The 15,790-nt window shown below is 72.2% G+C and carries 11 protein-coding genes; 5 read left to right on the top strand and 6 right to left on the bottom strand.

Annotated elements, in window-relative coordinates:
- Nucleotides 1-81: 81 nt before the first annotated feature.
- A complete protein-coding gene (locus tag RZ84_RS12705) occupies nt 82-1,101 on the bottom strand; it encodes an alpha/beta hydrolase (protein ID WP_043264411.1) in 1,020 nt (339 codons plus the stop codon).
- Between the two features lie 354 nt (nt 1,102-1,455).
- Here RZ84_RS12705 and RZ84_RS12700 point away from each other — a divergent pair, with 354 nt between their 5' ends.
- Together RZ84_RS12700 and RZ84_RS12695 are read left to right on the top strand one after the other, a co-directional pair.
- The gene (locus RZ84_RS12700; RefSeq protein WP_052229915.1) at nt 1,456-3,570 is read left to right on the top strand and encodes an FUSC family protein; all 2,115 of its coding nucleotides are present in this window, start codon (nt 1,456-1,458) and stop codon (nt 3,568-3,570) included.
- Between the two features lie 147 nt (nt 3,571-3,717).
- The gene (locus tag RZ84_RS12695) at nt 3,718-4,854 is read left to right on the top strand and encodes a rod shape-determining protein (protein ID WP_043264410.1); all 1,137 of its coding nucleotides are present in this window, start codon (nt 3,718-3,720) and stop codon (nt 4,852-4,854) included.
- A 145-nt stretch (nt 4,855-4,999) separates the two neighbouring features.
- Here the strand turns inward: RZ84_RS12695 and RZ84_RS12690 are convergent, their stop codons facing one another.
- Complete coding sequence (locus RZ84_RS12690) at nt 5,000-5,773, bottom strand: TetR/AcrR family transcriptional regulator (RefSeq protein WP_052229914.1); 774 nt, start codon at nt 5,771-5,773, stop codon at nt 5,000-5,002.
- Between the two features lie 99 nt (nt 5,774-5,872).
- On the opposite strand from RZ84_RS12690, the gene RZ84_RS12685 reads away from it, so the two are divergent.
- Nucleotides 5,873-7,285 carry a Rossmann-fold NAD(P)-binding domain-containing protein gene (locus RZ84_RS12685; RefSeq protein ID WP_241777679.1) on the top strand — a complete coding sequence of 471 codons (1,413 nt, stop codon included), beginning with the start codon at nt 5,873-5,875 and terminating at the stop codon, nt 7,283-7,285.
- Between the two features lie 157 nt (nt 7,286-7,442).
- Nucleotides 7,443-8,627, top strand: a complete 1,185-nt coding sequence (locus tag RZ84_RS12680; RefSeq protein ID WP_063772678.1) for a hypothetical protein — start codon at nt 7,443-7,445, stop codon at nt 8,625-8,627.
- Here the strand turns inward: RZ84_RS12680 and RZ84_RS12675 are convergent.
- The 4 genes from RZ84_RS12675 to RZ84_RS12660 form a co-directional block, all read right to left on the bottom strand.
- Nucleotides 8,606-9,529 (bottom strand): glycosyltransferase family 2 protein, encoded by a 924-nt coding sequence (locus RZ84_RS12675; RefSeq protein ID WP_078893723.1) that lies wholly within the window; start codon nt 9,527-9,529, stop codon nt 8,606-8,608. The genes RZ84_RS12680 and RZ84_RS12675 overlap by 22 nt on opposite strands.
- Nucleotides 9,517-10,518, bottom strand: a complete 1,002-nt coding sequence (locus RZ84_RS12670; protein ID WP_043264408.1) for a phosphotransferase — start codon at nt 10,516-10,518, stop codon at nt 9,517-9,519. Before RZ84_RS12670 ends, RZ84_RS12675 begins: the two co-directional genes overlap by 13 nt.
- A 154-nt stretch (nt 10,519-10,672) precedes the next feature.
- On the bottom strand, nt 10,673-12,361 hold the full coding sequence (locus tag RZ84_RS12665) for a carbamoyltransferase C-terminal domain-containing protein (protein WP_078893722.1): 1,689 nt from the start codon (nt 12,359-12,361) through the stop codon (nt 10,673-10,675).
- A gap of 994 nt (nt 12,362-13,355) precedes the next feature.
- On the bottom strand, nt 13,356-13,622 hold the full coding sequence (locus tag RZ84_RS12660; protein ID WP_052229913.1) for a cupredoxin domain-containing protein: 267 nt from the start codon (nt 13,620-13,622) through the stop codon (nt 13,356-13,358).
- 547 nt (nt 13,623-14,169) lie between these two features.
- On the opposite strand from RZ84_RS12660, the gene RZ84_RS12655 reads away from it, so the two are divergent.
- On the top strand, nt 14,170-15,789 hold the full coding sequence (locus RZ84_RS12655; protein WP_043264406.1) for an ABC-F family ATP-binding cassette domain-containing protein: 1,620 nt from the start codon (nt 14,170-14,172) through the stop codon (nt 15,787-15,789).
- Nucleotide 15,790 lies beyond the last annotated feature (1 nt).

Below are 15,790 nucleotides of genomic sequence, written 5' to 3'. Positions count from 1 at the left end.
GCGGGCGCCCGCCGTACGCGAAAGGGGCGACCACCGCGACCGGTCCCGGTCGCCGTGGCCGCCCCTGGGCGAGCCGTCGTGCTAGGCGGTCGGCCCCTGCATGTGCGCGCTCACCCACTGCATCGTGCCCATGCCCAGGCCCGTGACGTAGGTCGCGCCGCTGTGCGTGCCGTTCGGCACGATCTGCAGGCGCGTCTTCACCGGGCCGCGGCCGTACTGCCGGATGAATTTGTGGACCTTCGGCAGGACCGTGTTCTCCTTGGCGCCGTCCTGGAAGGCGAGGTAGACGTCGGGCCCGCCGCGGGCGATCAGCCGGTGGGCCAGCACCTCGGGGTTGTTCTCGCGCTCCGCCGCGGCGTGGCCGTTCCACAGCGGGGAGTCCGGGACGATGTCCGGGCCGTTGGGGATGGCGACCTTGAAGTCGTTGGGGTTCTGGAGCACGTTCTTCAGCGCCGAGAAGCCACCCGACGAGGAGCCCATGATGCACCAGGCGTTGCGGGTCTTGAGGGTGCGGAAGTTCTCCCGGACGAGCTCGGGCACGTCCTTGCTGAGCCAGGTGCCGATCTTCGGCTGGCCGGGGATGTCACTGCCGTCGTAGTACTGCTTGTCGTTCGGGTTGAGCACCGGCATCACGACGATGAACGGGAGGCTCTTGCCGGCCTTGGACCAGGAGGCCAGGCTCTCCTCCAGCTTGAGGTCGGAACCGATCCAGTAGTTCACCGGGTAGCCGTAGGCGCCGGGCAGGGCCTCCATGACCGGGAAGCCCTTGTTCGCGTTCTTCTTGTCGTAGTACTCCGGCGGCGCCCAGACCCACACCTTTCCGGTGAAACCGGACTTCTTGCCGTGATAGGTGGTCACGGCTATCGGAGTGTTGTCGCCGGCCCCGCCGACCTTGCTCGTCTCCTGGAAATTGATGGGGTGGGTCGGCTGCTGCACCAGCCCCTTGCTCGACGGCTCGGTCTGCATGGCAGCGCCCGGCTTCGGCCCGCCAAACCGGACGGGCGTGTTCTGGGAGTCGTCGCTCGAGCCGCAGCCTGCCGTCGTTCCGAGTACGGTCAGGGCGATCAACGCGATCACCGGCTTGAAAAGGGATTTGCGCACGGGGCCTTCTCCTTGGCGGACGGGCCGGGAGATGTCCCGACCGGCCAGCAAGAGGGGACGGGACGGGAACAGGTTTCCCCTTCGGCGTGTCAGCTTGCTCGCACCGTCCCCGCCCGAATCCCGCTACCCGCCTCTGACCTGTGGTGTTTACGCTCAGCGGAGATCGGGTTTACCGTGATTTTCCCGGTGGGGGCGCAACGCGGACCCCGAAATCCGTCCCCGCGCGCCCCCTCGGAGGCACCCGGGGGACCCGTATGCGCCGCCGGCTCACTCCGCCACGCACCGGCGGCCGGGCGGCGAAGTCCCCGGCCGGACACGCCGTCACCCCAGGTCCCGGACCGTATCCTCGACGCCATGACCTGGTCGCGAGCGCTGAAGGAAGCCGCCCGCTCCGGGCTGGCCGTCGAGCGCGCCAAGCTCACCCCGCTGATCGCGGTCCGCGGCGCCACCGGTGTGGCCATCGTCATCGGCCTGTGCCTGTGGCGCGGCAGCCCGGAACTGGCGGTCTCCTCCGCCTTCGGCGCCTTCTCCTCGGGCATCGTCACCTTCCAGCGCAGCATGCGGCCCCGCCCGGTCCTGGCGCTAGCCGTCGCCGGTGCGCTGGCGGTCTCCACCTTCCTTGGCTACCTGGCCGCCTTCCACGTCGCCGCCTTCGTCCTGCTGCTCACCGGCTGGACGCTGCTGGCCGGCATGGCCTGGGCGATCGGCCCGGTCTCCGGGCTGGCCGGCACCCAGACCGTGGCGATCATGCTGGTCACCGTCACCCTCCCGACCTCCGTCCCGGGTGCCCTCCAGCACGCCGCCCTGATCTTCTTCGGCGGCCTCGTCCAGGCCGCCCTCATCGTCGTCTTCCCGGTACGCCCCTGGGGTACCCAGCGCGACGCGCTGGCCGACGCGCTCGCCGCCGAGGCCGACTACGCCCGCCGGCTGCGCCACGACCCGGTGGCCCCCTTCGACCCCGCGCCCCTCATGGACGCCCGGCTCGCCTCCACCGTCACGGCCCGCCAGGCCAGACGCCGCCCCGCCCAGCTGCACGGTCCCCGCGGCCTGGCCGAACGCGTCCGCCCGGTCCTCGCCTCGCTCGCCGACCCGGTCGTCGGCGCCCCCCTGGAAGGACCCGAACGCGACCGCGCCCGCGAACTGCTGGGCGCCGCCGCCACCGTCCTGGACGCCGTCGCGCACGCCGTCCGGCACGCCAGGCCGGTCCGGCTGCCGCCCGAGGCGATGGCCGCCCTCGAAGTCCCCGCCACCGGCCCGATGCTGCACGGCCCCGCCCGCCGCGCCGCCTACCGGCTGATCTCCCTCCTGGCCGACGCCGTCGAACTCACCGACGAGCCCGTCCAGGCCACCCGCCCCACCACCGAAGCCGAACGCGGCCACCTGCTCCGCCCCAGCGTCCCCAGGCTCGTCCCCGTCGCCCTGCGGGCGGTGCGCCGCGAGGCGCGCTGGTCCTCGCACATCTTCCGGCACGCACTGCGGGTCGCCGCGGTCGCCGCCGCCGGCTATCTGCTGGGCACCGCCCTCCCGTTCGGCCACGGCTACTGGGCGCCGCTGACCTCCGTCATGGTCATGCGCCCCGACTTCGCCCAGACCTACTCCCGCGGCTTCGCCCGCTTCGGGGGCACCGTCGTCGGCGTCGCCGTCGGCGGCGGCCTGATGGCGCTCACCCACCCCGGTTCCTCCGTCAGCGCCGCCCTGGCCGTGTTCTGCGTGTTCCTGATGTACCTGCTGATGCGCACCGGCTTCACGGTGACCTCGGCCTGCGTCGCCGCCTACGTCGTCTTCCTCCTCGGCATCATCGGCGCGGGCTGGCAGCAGACCGTCGAGGGACGCGTGGTGCTCACCCTCGTCGGCGGACTGCTCGCGATGCTGTCGTACGCCCTCTTCCCGGCCTGGGAGACGCCCAGGCTCCGCGACCGCCTCGCCGACTGGCTGCTGACCAACGGCCGTTACGCCCGCGCCGTCTTCGACGGCCACGGCCGGCCCGCCGAGCGCCGCCCCCGCCAGGTCCGCGAGACCCTCCTGGACGCCCGGGCCGCCCGCGTCGCCTGGGAGGAGAGCGCGGCCCGCGCCCAGAAGGAGCCGGTCCGCCACCGCGGCCTCTCGCTCCGCGCGGCGACCGCCGCCGGCGCCGCGCTCGCCACGATGGGCCGGGTCACGATGATCGGGGAGGCCCACCTCCCCGCCAAGGACGCCGAACCCTCGCCCGGCGCCGCCGCGTTCGCCGCCGCGCTGGAACCCGCCCTGGAGAACGCCGCCCGTGCGGTACGCGACGGCGCACCGCTCGACTGGAGCGGACCGCGCGCCGTCTGGGAGCGGTGGAACGCCGAGGGCGGCCACGAAGGCGTCGCCGTACGCGCCGCCGAACTGCTGCTGGACGCCCTCGACGACCTCGCCGAGGCGCTCTCCGGCGGCCCCGGCGGCCGGAACGATACGGACCGCGCCGCCCCCGGAGGCGCCGGGCGCTGACCCGCCGCGACAGCTTCACCACGCCCCCGCAGGAACCATTCACCGCCCCCAGTAGTCTAGATAATTGCCCGCAATTAGCGTCATTGGTAGGCTAATGACGCTCTCTGCGGCGCAATGTCCTCCCGAGAGAGAGCAAGCGAACTCCCCATGGCGTCCAGCACTTCGTCCGGTACGTACGACATAGGCATCGACCTCGGCACCGCCAACACCCTCGTCTACGCCCGCGGCAAGGGCGTGGTGCTGAACGAACCGTCCGTGGTGGCCGTCAACGCCACCGGCGACATCATCGCCGTCGGCTCCGAGGCCAAACGCACCATCGGCCGCACGCCCTCCGGGATCACCGCGATGCGCCCTCTGCGGGAGGGCGTCATCGCGGACTTCGACGCCGCCGAGCAGATGCTGCGCGCCCTGATGAAGAAGGCGCTGCCCAACCGCCGCTTCTCCCGCCCCCGGGTCGTCATCTGCGTCCCCTCCGGCATCACGGGCGTCGAACGGCGCGCGGTCATCGACTCCGCGCGCGGCGCCGGTGCCCGCGAAGTCCACCTCATAGAGGAGCCGATGGCCGCCGCGATCGGTGCGGGCCTCCCGGTGGACGAGCCCGTGGGCTGCATGGTGGTCGACATCGGCGGCGGCACCACGGAGGTCGCCGTCGTCTCCATGGGCGGCCTGGTCACCGCCCAGTCCGTACGGGTCGCCGGGGACGCGCTGGACGCCGCGATCGCCACGTACGTCAAGAAGCAGCACTCCCTCGCCATCGGCGAGCGCACCGCCGAGGAGATCAAGATCGCCATCGGATCGGCGGCCTGGACGCCGGCGGAGGGCCACGCCGAGGCTGCCGCCGCGTACCCCGAGGACGCCGGGGACGCCGCGGGCGCCGACGGGCCGGACGCCGCATCGGCCCGCCCCACCTCCTACACGGTCCGCGGGCGCGACCACCTCAGCGGCCTGCCCCGCATCCAGGAGATCACCGCCGAGGAGATCCGCGACGCCCTGGCCGAACCGGTCGACGCCATCGTCGGCGCCGTCCACCGCACCCTCGACGAATGCCCGCCGGAGCTCTCCGGCGACATCATCGAACGCGGCATCGCCCTCACCGGCGGCGGCGCGCTCCTCCGTGGCCTCGACCGCCGCCTCCGCCTGGAGACGGGCGTGCCGGTGGTGGTCGCCGACGCGCCCCTGGACTGCGTGGTCAACGGCACTGCCAAGTGCGTCGACGAATTCGCCACCCTGCACGGCCTCCTGACGGGCGCGAAGGGGCAGCCCCGGAAGGCGGTGCGGCTGTAGCGGGGCGCCTGCCCGGGAGGTCCGGGCAGGCGGACGTCGGGCGCCGGCGGTGGAGGTGCTTGCGGCCGGCCGCCGTGGGGCGGCAGGGGACCGGCGCCCTGGGCCCGAGCTCTTGCGGGCTCGGGGCGGGCGCGCCCCACCGGGCCTACTCTTCCCGCGCCGTCGCCCCGCCGCCCCGCGGCATGTACGCCGCCAGCCCGTCCAGGATCCGCTCCAGCCCGAACTCCCACGCCTGATCGCGGGATTCGCCGGCCTCCGTGGCCGCCACCGCCGCCGCCACCGCCGGGAACCGCTCCGACCGCCCGACGAGCAACTCGTTCAGCGCCGCGCTCATCACGGCCTCCGGCTCCTTCGCCCGGGCGCTGCCCAGGCCCATCGAGGCCGACACCTGGGCGATGTTCCGGATGTGCCCGCTCACCAGCACCACGGCATCCAGCTGCTCACCGCCGGTCAGCCCGCTCTCGGCGAGGGCGGTCAGCGCGGTCTCCGTCCAGCCCAGTTCGTTGGGCCCCATGACGCGCGGCCCGACGGCGGCGGTCAGCAGCCACGGGTGCCGGCGGAAGACCGCGGCAAGCGCCTTCGCCCACTCCCGCAGCGCTTCCCGCCAGTCGCCGGCCGCGGCAGCCGCCGGCCGCGGCGGTTCCCCCATCGCCATGTCGATCATGAGCGCGACCAGCTCCGTCTTGCCCGGGACGTACCGGTACAAGGACATCTTGGTGAAGTCCAGCTCCGCCGCGACCCGTTGCATGGACACCGCGCCGAGCCCCCCGACATCGGCGAGCGCGAGGGCCGCCCGCGTGATCTGCTCCAGGCTCAGTGCCGGTTTGGGGCCGCGGCTCGGCCGCTCGCGTCCGCCCCACAGCAGCTCGACGCTGCCCGCCTGCTTCCCGAACGCACTGCTCTTCTCGTCTCCAGCCACCCTCGAATCCTAAAACTGCGTCCGGGGGTATACATTTCTGCGTCCGGTGGATACAGTTGTTGTGTCGCCATGACGGACCGACCCGACGGGGGAGCATCAATGACGTACGAAGCAACGACCACGAGCGGCGCGACCGGCGGCGGGGCCGCGCCCACGGTGCTGATCTCCGGCGCCAGCGTCGCCGGCCCGGCCCTCGCCTACTGGCTCGCCCGGTACGGCTGCCGCCCCACCGTGATCGAGCTGGCCCCCGCACTCCGGGGCGGCGGCTTCGCGGTGGACTTCCGGGGTGCCGCACATCTGACGGTGCTGGGGCGGATGGGCGTCCTCGACGAGATCAAGCGGCGCCGCACCGCCGGCAGCCCCATGGCCTTCATCGACGACCAGGGGCGCCAACTGGCCACGATGCCGGCGGAGTTCGCCGGCGGCGAGGTGGAAATCCTCCGCTCCGAACTCTCCCGCATCCTCTACACGCACTCCCGCCCCGCAGGCGAAGGCACCCCCGAAGCCACGGGAACAGCCGGCGCAACCAGCACCATCGGCGAACCCGGCTCTGCCGGCACCCCGGGCACCACCGCCTACCTCTTCGGCAACTCCATCCGCTCCCTCACCGAAACCGCCGACGGCGTCCAGGTCGCCTTCGAGCACGGCGCGCCCCGCACCTTCGACCTCGTGATCGGCGCAGACGGCCTGCACTCCACCGTGCGCCGGCTCGCCTTCGGCCCCGAAGAGGAATTCGTCAGCCACCTCGGCTACTACGTCGCCGGCTGGGACCTGCCCCCGGGCGCCGCCCCGGATCTCGCCGCCCGCCCGGTGGGCTACGGCGAACCGGGCCGGCTGGCGACCGTGGGCCGTGTGCCCCGCCGCGCCGGCGAACCGGGCTACCGGGGCGAGACGTTCTGCGTCTTCGCCTCCGACGTCCTGGCCTACGACCGACGCGACCCGTGGTCCCAGAAGGAGGCGATCATCCGGGCGTACCAGGGAGCGGGCTGGCGGACCCCGGAGCTGATCGGGACCGTCCGGGATGCCGACGAGTTCTACTTCGACGCCATCAGCCGCGTCGATGTGCCGAGTTGGTCGACGGGCCGAATAGCCCTCCTCGGCGATGCGGCCTACGGCGCCACGGTCGGCGGCATGGGCACCGGGTCGGCGATCGTCGGCGCCTATGTCCTCGCCGGCGAACTCGCCGCCGCCCGCGGCGACCACCGGGTGGCCTTCGCCCGCTACGAGCAGAAGCTGCGGCCGTACGTGACGCGGTGCCAGGAAGGCGGACGCGGGACCGGCGAATTCCTGGCCCCGCGCACCCAGGAGGCGATGGACGCCCGCAACGCGGCCCTCAACGACCCGGCCGCCCTGGCCGCCTTCCTGGGCCAGGCCCACGAGATCTCCGCCGACATCACCCTCGATGACTACGGCCGGCCGGCAGCCCTGTCCGGGGCCTCGGTGCCCGCCCGGGGCGGCGGCCCGGTCGGGCACCGGCAAGCCGTGGGTGACCGTCCGCAAGGGCGGGGCTGACCCGATTGCGCTCTGGTCGGGTCGGGTGGGGGAGGTTAGTTTCCCCGTAGCCCAACTCGCCCTTCGGCCCCGCCTGTTCCTCTCGTCGCTTTCGCTCTCCGTGGTTCTGCTGGTGCACCCGTCGGCAAACTCGGCAACCAAAAGGACGTCCAGACATATGGCGACCATGCAAGACAGTTCGGCCACGCAGGTCAGTTCAGCGGTGATGACGCATCCGCGGCGCAGGGAGCGCGCCGAGGGGCTGGCGCGCCGGCTCGGCCTCGACGCCGTGGTGGTGGACCCCTCGCCGGATGAGGCGCCCTCTGCGCTGCGTACGGCCGTGCGCGCGTGGCAGGCGATCGGACCGGGTGCCTCGCACCACCTGGTGGTGCAGGACGACGTGAGCGCGTCGGCGGGTTTCCTGTCCCAGGTGGCCGGTGCGGTGGCGGGGCACCCCACCGAGGCCCTCGCCTTCTACACGCACTGGAACTCGCGCAACGGCGCGGCGGTCCGGCTCGCCGCCCTGGCCGGGGCCGCCTGGGTCCGCGGGGTCCCGGAGGAGTTCACCCCCACGCAGGCGGTCTGCCTGCCCGCCGCGCAGGCCGAGGCGTTCCACCGCTACGCCCGCGGAAGCACGGAGGTCCACGACGACGAGATCCTCTCCGAACTCCTGCGCAGGGCGGGGAGGATGAGCCTGCTGGCGGTGCCCAACGTCGTGGAGCACCTGGACACCGACAGCATCTCCGGCCACGCGTGGCACGGTGTGCGGCGCTCGGCGTGCCTGGTGGACGCCGCCGGGGTCGGGGACCTGCTCGGCTCGGGGCGCGTCCTCGAATCCGTGGACTGCCTGCCGTATATGCGGCGCGGTGCGGCACATCTGCGGGTGGAGGGGCCGGACGGCGTCCTCGGCACCCGCGGCCACGCCCGGTGGCGCGACGCCCTCCCCGCCACCGGTCTCGCCCCGGAACAGCTGCGGGAGCTGGTCCGCGGCCACCGTCCGGCGGACACCGCAGCGGCCGTGGCGCGGCACTTCGGCGCCCCGTACGCGGACGAACTGTGGATCCACTGCCTCCTGCTGGGGTGGCGTGCCGCCTGTCTGGCACCGCGGTTCGCCCCGCCCGCCGGGCAGGATCCGCTCGGCGGGCTCGGCGAGCGCATCAGGGACACCGCGGTGTCCACCATCGGCGTGGGCGGCCTGCCGCCGGACGTCCGGCACCTCGTTCCGTCGGACGGGTCGCGGCTGTTGACGGAGTACGCCTGGACGGGGGTGCGGGCCGGCCGCACCCTGGCGGGACCGGCGCCGCGCAGCACCCGGAGCGCTGCCGCGCCCGCGCCGGCCGGTCACACCACCTTGCGGCCGTGATCCCGCCGGGCCGCCAGATCCTCCTCGATCGCGGCGTCCGCGCCCGCCGCGGCCCGCCGGGCGTAGAGGGCGTCGTTGGCTCGCCACTCCGGCGACGGCGCCTCGCCGTACGACAACCGGTGCTCGAAGTGGAGGCAGGCGAGGGAGGGATCGGCGCGCCAGCCGCGCACGACGCCGCCGCGCGCCCCGGCCTTCATGAGCAGATCATCGTCCTCTCGTCCCCAGCCGAAATACCGCGGGCAGTAGCCCCCCACCTCCAGGAAGGTCCGCCGGGCGAGCAGCAGCCCACCCCAGTGGTACGGCGCCCGCCACTGGTAGTCGTCGTGCATGCCCGGGTCCAGCCCGGCGGCCGGCGGGAAGACCATCGGGGTCGGGTACCGCTGTGCGCCGTAGGACCGCTCCTCCCAGACGAACCGTTCGCCGTCGCACGCCCGCAGCGACCCGTCGGAAGCGGCCGTCACGAAGCAGAACGGGTCGTTGCCGTCGGGCCGTTGGTCCACCGGCCCGTGCGGACCCGGTTCCGGCAGGTCGCCCGGCAGCCGGTGCATCCACGGCTGGGCGAAGGCCCGGCCGGCCGCCGCCGGCCGCAGTGCCCGGCGCAGATAGTCGCGGCCCAGCGGAGCGATATCGGCGTCGGAGAGGTAGAGCATGGGCGAACGGGCCTGCGTGGCACCGGCGTTGCGCAGCAGCCCCGGTGCCCGGAGCGCCGCACCGGCCCGCACCACGCGTACCCTGCGGTGCGCGTCGCGATCCTCCGCGACCGCGACCGGGATCTCGCCCGCGGTGGCCACGACGACCTCGCACGGCACGTCCTGGGCCAGCCAGGCCGCGGTGACCGCGCGAAGGCTGCTGCGGCCCTCGTGTGTTCCGTACAGCGGAATGACGACCGTCACGTCAGGCATGCGCGTTCTCCCTGGAATCGGAGCCGCGACCAGGCATCGAGGACCTTCCGGTAGCGGCCGAACTGCCACTGGACGACGCTGTGCAGGTTCTCCCCCGGACGTGCTCCGAGCAGCAGCTCCCGGATCAGCCGGATGTCGTTGGCCAGCATGAGGACGTAGACGGCCCGCTCGTCAACGGTGCGCCCGGTGCCGCGGCGGTAACCGGTCACCGCGGACGCGAGCGCCGTGACGCCGTCGATACCGTCGTCCTCGTGGTGCGAGAACGCGGACAGGCCGATGCACCCCAGGTCGTGTTCCACCGGCCCCACGGATGCCGCCTCCAGGTCCAGGACGGCGACCAGCTCCCGACCGGCCGGATCCACCCGGAGGTTCGGCAGCCCCGGATCGCCGTGCAGCAACTGCCGCGGCGCCGCCCGCAGGCACGCCAGGCCGTCCGCGACGACCCGCAGGCCGACGGCCAGGCGGTCCAGGTCCTCCGCCGCCAGCTCCGGCAGTTCCGCGGGCCCGGGGACGCCGCGGGCGACCTGCCACTCGGCGAGGTCGACCGGACCGCGGGCCTGCACGGCGGTGTGCGGGTCCAGTTCGGCCAGGCAGCCGTGCAGCCTGGCCAGGCCCTCGCCGGCCCGCGGGTAGTCGGCCTCGTGGAATCCGGTGGGCGTCTCGCCGGGGAGTTCCTCCGTCAGCCGCCACACATGGCCGCGCGCCTCGGCGCACAGAGCTCCCGCCGACGCGGGTACGGCGACCGGCGCCCGCACCCCGGACACCGGGGCGCAGTCGTTCAGCCGCCCGAACAGCTCGGTCTCCCGCCGGAACGCGGCGCCTTCCGCCACCGGGCGGCAGGTGAGCCAGAAGCCGCCGGCCCGCCAGGTGTGGTTCCAGCCCGTGGCCGCCGCGACCGGCCGGGCCCGCACCCCCCACTCCCGGCGGAGCACCTCGGCCGCCGTCGCCTCCCAGCGCCGTGCCTCGGCGGCACTCGGCACCAGCAGCATCGCCCGTCTCCCTCCGCATCGTCGAACCGGCGCACATCACCGCACACACACCACGGCACACACACCACCACCCACACCACCGCACACGCCGTACGTACCAGCCGTGCACAGCGGCGGCCACCGGGGAGAGCCGGGTGGCCGCCGCCGGGGTGTCTCAGCTGCGCCGGACCACGTACGGCGGCATCACCAGCAGGTCGATGTCCGCGCACCCGGCCATCAGGCCGAGGGCCTGGTCCGGGCCGAGGGCCATGGGCTCCCCCTTGGTGTTGAGCGAGGTGTTGATGACCGCCGGGAGCCCGGTCTCCTCGCCGACCGCGCCGAGCAGGGCGCCGAAGCCGTCGCCGCCGTCCGGGACGTACTGCGCCCGCGTCGTGTGGTCGACATGGACGCCGGCCACCGCCCGCGCGACGCCCGCCTCGCCGACACGATGGGTGCACAGCATGTAGTCGCTCAGGCCGCTCACCGGTGGCTCCATGCCCAGCAGTTCGAAGCCCTGCCCGGTGAGCGACAGCGCGGCCGGGCGCCAGGGCTGACGGCTCTTCACCCGGTTCAGCCGGTCGAGCGTGGCCCGGTCGCGCGGCGACGCGAGCAGGCTGCGGGCCCCCAGCGCCCGCGGGCCGAACTCGTTGCGGCCGTCGAACCAGGCCACCACCTGCCCGCGGTCGACGGCCCCGGCGACCTCCGCCCGCAGGGCACCCGGCTCCCGCGCCTGCGCCGTCACGCCGCTCCGGCCCAGCGCCTCCTCGATGGCCTTCGTGGACACCTCCGGCCCGAAGAAGATGGGCGGCTCCTCGTCGGCGGACAGCGGCTCGGGCGCCTTCCCCAGCAGGGCCTCGGCCAGCATCGCCGCGCCGAAGACCGTCCCGCCGTCGTTGGGGGCGACGGTGCCGGACACCCGCGCGTACCCGCTCTCGCGGGCCAGTCGGCGGTTCATGTGCGCGTTGAGCGCGACGCCACCGGACAGCAGGAGCGTGTCCTCACCGGACAGCCGGCGCAGCCTCCGGGCCAGGCCCAGGCCGAGTTCCTCGACCGTGAGCTGCACATCGGCGGCGAACGGCGCGTAGTCGAAGGCGTTCCCCGAGGAGTCCGTGTGCGGGAAGCAGCCCGCCGCGAAGGTCTCCAGCCACTGGTCGCCGAGCCGTTCCCAGTCACGGCCCGTCGCCAGCGCGCCCTTCAGCCGGCGGTCGAGGCGGAACGAGGCGTCCGCGGGGTCGAACGTCATGAATCGCAGGTCGCTGGTGCGCCCGTAGGAGCTGAGCCCCATCAACTTGCCCGCGCCCCACCAGCCGAGGTTGGCATACGCCGAAGCGGCGCCGTAGAACACGCCGAGCGACCAGCACCGGTCGTACCGCTCCAGCAGCCGGAACCGGCCGTCCTGCACATGGAACAGCGAGGTCGACCCGTCCCCGCCCCACCCGTCGGCCACCAGGACGTCGGCCGTCCGGTACGGGTTGAGGTAGTACGCCTGCGCCGCATGGCACAGGTGGTGGTCGAAGAAGATGATGTCCCGGGTGCCGAGTTCACCGGCGAGCCCGGGCAGGACGGTGTCCGTCAGCCGGTCGCTCACGTGCACCCCGCAGGGGATGTCGGTCTCCGGCGTCAGCGCCCCCTCCGGTGCGTCGGCCCATGCGTAGCCGATGGCCTGGACCTCCGAGGGGTGGACGCCGTGGGCATCGAGCAGGGCCCGAACCGCACCCTCCGGACCCTCGCCCTCCGCATGCCGGCGGCGGCTGACCCGCTCCTGCTCCAGTGCCCCGACCACCTTGCCGTCGATGACGAGACATGCCGCGGCATCGTGGCACTCCGGCACGTCGGGGCGGCCCACCAAACCGAGAACTATCACGTACGCCTCCGGTCGTAATGATGAAGACAGAGCGTGCTCATGACGGTTTTTCGCGTGCTCGGAGCGACTGGGCGCGGCACGTCACGGCGGGTCCCGCGTCCGCGCATTCGGCGAGACGACGCCCGGGCAGTGGAAGGACGTGATTCCGTACGGGATCCGGCCGGCCGGATCCGGAAACGAAAGGGAGCCTGCCCTGGAGAATGACCGTCACGGGGGTGCGGATCGGAAAATTTCAGTCAGCCGCCGGGGCGCAGCGCCCGCGCCAATTTCCCGATCCCCTGGCGGAGATCGGCCGGATTGCGCCAAAGCGCGCGTACAGCACCCGAGTTCATCGGACCCGTGGTCGCAACCGCAGCCGTAACCGCAGCCGCAGCCGCCAGCGCCGCCATTGACGCTGCCGGGCCAACGCCTGTCGCGTAATTCCCGGATCTCGGCCATGCGAGCCTGCCGGAATGCGCCGTCACGGAATGCGCCGTCACCGTCCGCCGCCGCCCGGCACAACAGGGGCAAGCCCCCAGTCCCCAGGGTCAGTTCACGTAAACGCGCCTTTCGCTCCAACGGGTCTCCTGAAGCCGGTGATCCAGTCGAAGTGCCGTGATCCAGTCGAACGACGTCCCGCCAAGCTACCCCTGGCCCTCAGCCGTAGTCCACGGTGCCCGACACTGGCCAGATCCCGTGCCGCGATGGCCGGATCCCGAATGGCCGGATCCCGAATTCCCGCATCTTCCGGCATCGCGACCAGAGTTGAGCCGGATCCGAACAACCGGATCACCGAGCGCTGTCTCACGCAGCTGTCTCACGCAAAAACAGCGTCCTTGGCTCCTGGCTGATATCGGCATGCAACGGCTTGTAGGCGCCCACCAGTTCAGCAGTCCACGCACCCTGCCCTGTTCACAGGGGCCGGCTGCCACGTCCCGCCTCACCTCACCTCACTCGGCTTCACTTCGCTCCGCTTCACTCCACTTGGCTCCACTTCGCTCCACTTGGCTTCGCTTCACTTCACTACGACAGTGCCGTGCATGAACGGGTGAATCTTGCAGTAGTAGCTGAACGTGCCGGTGGACTTGAACGTGAAGGTGTAGGAACCGCCCTTTCGTAGCACCGGGGAATTCAGCGAGCCCGAGCCGCTGCTGGTCACCGTGTGCGGAGCCCTGTCGTGGTTGGTCCAGGTCACCGTGGTGCCCTTGCGGACGGTCAAGGACGACGGCATGGCGGCCGAACCGTCCAGGACGCGCGGCGAAGTGAGCGGGACAGGTACCACTCGTGGTCCTCCTCATGAGGCCGAACCGGGCGGGACGGGCCTGCCACGGAAATCCGTGTTCTCCGTGGAGGGCGGAGACGGAACAGCCTTGGCTTCACGCCGTCATGAGTACCCGTCAACTGCGCTGTTTCGCCAGCCGCGAGCGTGCCCCGCCACCATCGCCGGGCCGCTCGGGTCGGTGATGCGCAGCTCGATGCTTTCCCGCGCGCTCACCCGGTCCCGCGGCTGAACAGGATTCGGGGTCGGTTCGGTCTGCTTGACGGTCCCAACCTTCTGCGCCTTTCCCCCGGTTCCCCGTTTCTCGGGGCACCAATGACGCTATGACGCCGGTATGACGCCGGGGCGGCGTTCCCCCGGTTGAACGGGAAGTTCACAGGTCGCTTGATCGGTTGTCCATGGTTCACCGGCCTGATCTGGAATCGGAATTGGGCCGACTCCTGATCAATCACGCCTCATTCCGTATCGGAGGTCGCACTCGCGGTGAACCGGAAGCTGTGCTTCCGAGGAATGTTGCCCGATGCGCATCCGTTGGTGAGAATGAGCGACCATGGGGCATCTTGAGGCAGCACATCTTGAGTACTACTTGCCGGACGGGCGGGCACTGCTCGGCGATGTCTCGTTCCGGGTCGCGGAGGGTGCCACCATCGCCCTGGTCGGCCCCAACGGTGCGGGCAAGACGACGTTGCTGCGACTGATCGCAGGGGAACTGACCCCGCATGGTGGCACCGTGACGGTCAGCGGCGGACTCGGCGTGATGCCGCAGTTCGTCGGCAGCGTCCGGGACGAGAGGACGGTGCGCGACCTCCTCGTCGCGGTGGCGCCGTCGCGCATCCGGGAAGCCGCGAAGGCCGTTGACGACGCCGAGCACGCCATCATGACCGTCGACGACGAGGCGGCACAGCTCCAGTACGCGCAGGCGCTCGCCGACTGGGCCGAGGTGCAGGGGTACGAGGCCGAGACCGTTTGGGACATGTGCACCATGGCCGCACTGGGCCTGCCCTACGAGAAGGCACAGTGGCGGCAGGTGCGCACCCTTTCGGGCGGGGAGCAGAAGCGGCTGGTTCTGGAGTCGTTGCTGCGCGGCCACGACGAGGTGCTGCTGCTCGACGAACCGGACAACTACCTTGACGTGCCCGGCAAGCGCTGGCTTGAGGGGCAACTCCAGCAGACCCGTAAGACGGTGCTCTTCGTCTCCCATGACCGCGAACTCCTCGCCCGCGCGGCACAGAAGATCATCAGCGTGGAGCCGGGCCCGGCCGGCGCCGATGTGTGGGTACACGGCGGCGGCTTCGGTACGTATCACGAAGCACGCGCGGAGCGGTTCGCCCGCTTCGAGGAGCTGCGGCGGCGCTGGGACGAGAAGCACGCACAGTTGAGAAAGCTGGTGACCACGCTGCAACAGGCAGCGGCGGTCAGCCATGACATGGCCTCACGGTATGCAGCCGCGCAGACCCGGCTGCGCAGGTTCGAGGAAGCCGGACCGCCACCGGAGCCGCCCAAGGAGCAGGACATCCGGATGCGCCTGCGCGGCGGACGGACCGGCGTCCGCGCGATCGCCTGCCAGGGGCTGGAGCTCAGCGGGCTGATGAAGCCGTTCGACCTGGAGGTGTTCTACGGCGAGCGGATCGGCGTACTGGGCTCCAACGGCTCCGGCAAGTCGCATTTCCTGCGGCTGCTCGCAGGCGAGGAGGTTTCGCACACCGGGTCGTGGAAGCTCGGCGCGCGGGTCGTCGCAGGGCATTTCGCGCAGACGCACGCCCACCCGGAACTGGAGGGGCGGACACTGCTCGACACCCTGTGGAGTGAGCACTCCCGGGACCGGGGCACCGCGATGCCCGTCCTGCGCCGGTACGGACTGGCCCAGCAGGCCGAGCAGCGCTTCGAACGCCTTTCGGGCGGACAGCAGGCGCGCTTCCACATCCTGCTCCTCGAACTTGCGGGAACCACGGCCCTGCTCCTGGACGAACCGACCGACAACCTCGACCTGGAGAGCGCCGAGGCGCTGCAGGAAGCCCTGGAGGAGTACGACGGCACCGTGCTGGCCGTCACGCACGACCGGTGGTTCGCCCGCTCCTTCGACCGCTTCCTGGTCTTCGGTTCCGACGGTCGGCTGCGCGAATCAGCCGATCCGGTGTGGGACGAGCGACGCGTCGAGCGTACGCGCTGAT

Source organism: Streptomyces sp. CT34 (assembly GCF_000805335.1).
In the GTDB taxonomy this organism is placed as follows: domain Bacteria; phylum Actinomycetota; class Actinomycetes; order Streptomycetales; family Streptomycetaceae; genus Streptomyces.
This window is presented reverse-complemented; position numbering and strand designations above follow the sequence as displayed.

Excerpts from the sequence above, each read along its gene's own strand:
- RZ84_RS12700 (WP_052229915.1), top strand. The coding sequence starts at position 1,456 with ATGACCTGGTCGCGAGCGCTGAAGGAAGCCGCCCGCTCCGGGCTGGCC.
- RZ84_RS12695 (WP_043264410.1), top strand. The coding sequence starts at position 3,718 with ATGGCGTCCAGCACTTCGTCCGGTACGTACGACATAGGCATCGACCTC.
- RZ84_RS12685 (WP_241777679.1), top strand. The coding sequence starts at position 5,873 with ATGACGTACGAAGCAACGACCACGAGCGGCGCGACCGGCGGCGGGGCC.
- RZ84_RS12680 (WP_063772678.1), top strand. The coding sequence starts at position 7,443 with ATGGCGACCATGCAAGACAGTTCGGCCACGCAGGTCAGTTCAGCGGTG.
- RZ84_RS12675 (WP_078893723.1), bottom strand. The coding sequence starts at position 9,529 with ATGCCTGACGTGACGGTCGTCATTCCGCTGTACGGAACACACGAGGGC.
- RZ84_RS12670 (WP_043264408.1), bottom strand. The coding sequence starts at position 10,518 with ATGCTGCTGGTGCCGAGTGCCGCCGAGGCACGGCGCTGGGAGGCGACG.
- RZ84_RS12655 (WP_043264406.1), top strand. The coding sequence starts at position 14,170 with ATGGGGCATCTTGAGGCAGCACATCTTGAGTACTACTTGCCGGACGGG.